This is a genomic window from Microcystis sp. LEGE 08355, assembly GCF_015207185.1.
Taxonomy (GTDB): Bacteria; Cyanobacteriota; Cyanobacteriia; order Cyanobacteriales; family Microcystaceae; genus Microcystis; species Microcystis panniformis.
The window spans coordinates 1-3,283 of the sequence record NZ_JADEXI010000519.1; the positions used below are offsets into that span (position 1 = coordinate 1).

2 protein-coding genes and 1 rRNA gene are annotated in these 3,283 nt (G+C 48.3%); 1 reads left to right on the forward strand and 2 read right to left on the reverse strand.

All coding sequences use genetic code 11. The features are described 5' to 3' along the window. Nucleotides 1-16: 16 nt before the first annotated feature. Nucleotides 17-1,505 (reverse strand): 16S ribosomal RNA (locus tag IQ242_RS20335). Nucleotides 1,506-2,231: 726 nt separating this feature from the next. Between IQ242_RS20335 and IQ242_RS20340 the strand changes: the two genes are divergently transcribed. Continuing rightward, nucleotides 2,232-3,110, forward strand: coding sequence for an Hpt domain-containing protein (locus IQ242_RS20340; RefSeq protein ID WP_193961202.1), 879 nt, complete (start codon nucleotides 2,232-2,234; stop codon nucleotides 3,108-3,110). Between the two features lie 61 nt (nucleotides 3,111-3,171). Here the strand turns inward: IQ242_RS20340 and IQ242_RS20345 are convergent. Further along, the coding region (locus IQ242_RS20345; RefSeq protein WP_193961203.1) for a transposase at nucleotides 3,172-3,283 on the reverse strand (112 nt) is incomplete at its 5' end.

Genomic DNA, 3,283 nt, shown 5'->3' on the forward strand with positions numbered 1-3,283 from the left:
GAATTAGGTCTCCCTTTAAGGAGGTGATCCAGCCACACCTTCCGGTACGGCTACCTTGTTACGACTTCACCCCAGTCACTAGCCCTGCCTTAGGCATCCCCCTCCTTGCGGTTGAGGTAATGACTTCGGGCGTGACCAGCTTCCATGGTGTGACGGGCGGTGTGTACAAGGCCCGGGAACGAATTCACCGCCGTATGCTGACCGGCGATTACTAGCGATTCCTCCTTCATGCAGGCGAGTTGCAGCCTGCAATCTGAACTGAGGCCGGGTTTGCTGGGATTCGCTGGCTCTCGCGAGTTCGCTGCCCTTTGTCCCGACCATTGTAGTACGTGTGTCGCCCAAGACGTAAGGGGCATGCTGACTTGACGTCATCCCCACCTTCCTCCGGTTTGTCACCGGCAGTCTCCTTAGAGTCCCCAACTTAATGCTGGCAACTAAGAACGAGGGTTGCGCTCGTTGCGGGACTTAACCCAACATCTCACGACACGAGCTGACGACAGCCATGCACCACCTGTGTTCGCGCTCCCGAAGGCACCCCCAGCTTTCACCAGGGTTCGCGACATGTCAAGTCTTGGTAAGGTTCTTCGCGTTGCATCGAATTAAACCACATACTCCACCGCTTGTGCGGGCCCCCGTCAATTCCTTTGAGTTTCACACTTGCGTGCGTACTCCCCAGGCGGGATACTTAACGCGTTAGCTTCGGCACGGCTCGGGTCGATACAAGCCACGCCTAGTATCCATCGTTTACGGCTAGGACTACAGGGGTATCTAATCCCTTTCGCTCCCCTAGCTTTCGTCCCTGAGTGTCAGATACAGCCCAGTAGCACGCTTTCGCCACCGATGTTCTTCCCAATCTCTACGCATTTCACCGCTACACTGGGAATTCCTGCTACCCCTACTGCTCTCTAGTCTGCCAGTTTCCACCGCCTTTAGGTCGTTAAGCAACCTGATTTGACGGCAGACTTGGCTGACCACCTGCGGACGCTTTACGCCCAATAATTCCGGATAACGCTTGCCTCCCCCGTATTACCGCGGCTGCTGGCACGGAGTTAGCCGAGGCTGATTCCTCAAGTACCGTCAGAACTTCTTCCTTGAGAAAAGAGGTTTACAATCCAAAGACCTTCCTCCCTCACGCGGCGTTGCTCCGTCAGGCTTTCGCCCATTGCGGAAAATTCCCCACTGCTGCCTCCCGTAGGAGTCTGGGCCGTGTCTCAGTCCCAGTGTGGCTGCTCATCCTCTCAGACCAGCTACTGATCGTCGCCTTGGTAGGCTCTTACCCCACCAACTAGCTAATCAGACGCAAGCTCTTCTCCAGGCCAATTAGGTTTCACCTTGCGGCATATCGGGTATTAGCAGTCGTTTCCAACTGTTGTCCCCGTCCTAAAGTTAGATTCTTACGCGTTACTCACCCGTCCGCCACTAGAATCCGAAGATTCCCGTTCGACTTGCATGTGTTAGGCACGCCGCCAGCGTTCATCCTGAGCCAGGATCAAACTCTCCATGATGAATCGTTTGACTCTTTTGACTTTTTTTCGTCTCCCCCTTGCGGGTTTGACTTTTTTGTTATAGAATTGCTTCTAAACGAGGCTGTTTTGCTTGGCTTTCAAACTATTGTTTTGTCTAGGTTCCAGCGTCGTTTGTTTCGCTTCGCTTTCGCTTCGCTTCAACCGCGCATTTACCAATGTATCTAACTTCCCCAGGTTTGTCAACCCCTTTTGGCAAAATTTTTTGATATTTTTTCTATCCCTTGCTCCGTAAGCCTTTCAGCCATTTCCCCTTTTTCTAGTCGGGTCTTTTCGTCTAGTAATTTTGTTCTAATTTAGCTCTTGATGGAGGTGACGGGGTTTTTGAGCAAGAGCAAGCTGAAGTATGAGGGGACTTGGTATCATCTCTGGACGACCACCTACTGTTCTGGTGTTGTCTGTTCCCCACTGCCAACTCCAGTGCGGTCTTGAGGGGTAATCTTAGATAGTCAACAACTCAGTTTCCTCTTATCAAGAATAATTTCTAGTCAGCTTGCTCCCATCCCCGATTCTTTTCTTAGCTTTTTGCCTGCCGTTGTATCGATCTATTTTAAGCAAGAGAAGCTGAGAACCCTTGTGGGCAGGCTTTTGAACTTAGCTTGTGTCCGTCTGGGCCAGTTTTCCTAGCCATTGCCCCATAACTGATATATTTCCTGAAAAACTGGGCAATCTAGGACTAGACAGCATCGTGATAAGGGGGATAAGACCTTGGACTCCGCTAACGCTCAGAAAATTCTCGGCTATTTCATCGAAGAAGCCAAAGAACACCTGGAAACTTTGGAACAGGGGATTTTAGACTTAGGCAATCTCGTGAACAATACTGAACAGATGAACGAGATGTTTCGTGCCGCCCATTCCATTAAGGGGGGAGCGGCCATGTTAGGTTATGGCAGTATCCAAAAAACTGCTCACCGTCTTGAGGATGCTTTTAAAATACTGAAAGAAAATCCCATACAAGTGGATCAAAAATTAGAATCTTTGTTCCTCAAGGGTTATGATCTGCTTCAGATATTGATCGATAAGCTGTCTGGTCCATTAGGTTTGCAAGCCGAGGAAGCTAACGCTATCCTTAAAAAAGGTGAACCGACTTTTGCCGAATTACAGGCCCATCTTAACTATCTTCTCAACCAAAAAAAATTTACCCCAGCTGTTGCGACAGCGTCTTCTATCTCCATCCGCGTCAGAGATATCCTCAAACAGATGTTACAACTGTTCAAACAGGAAGAAACCAGTGCTTCCCGTCAGCAATTACAAAAATTAACTTTATCTCTGTCTCAATTGGCTTCAGAACAGCAAAAGTGGCAATATTTAGTTAAAAATGCCCAATCAGCCCTGGCTAACCCCAAACATTCCTACCGCACTCTCGCCCCGGTTATTATTAAAGAATTAAAACAAGCCAGTGATTTACTAGAATGGGGTCGCGGGCAAGAAATCACCGTCAGTCAGGAATTGCAATTATTAGCCACCGCCAAATTACCACAAATCCTAATTACCCTAGAACCGGAATTAGTAGCTAGTACCCTGCTGCAAATGTTCAATCGCCAACAGGTCTCGCAACTGGTACAGTTATTAAAAACGAGACGTTGACATCTGCCCGGGTGTAAAAAGTGGGGGATTGGCTCTTCTGGTTTTCGTGTGTTAATTTTTGTTATGAATTAAAGCAAGCAAACAGCTTAAGTCGAAGATGTTGAAAATTGGTAAATCCATAACTCATTCTTTTAATAAGCTTTATTTTGGTATTCATTCCCTCAATTAATCCG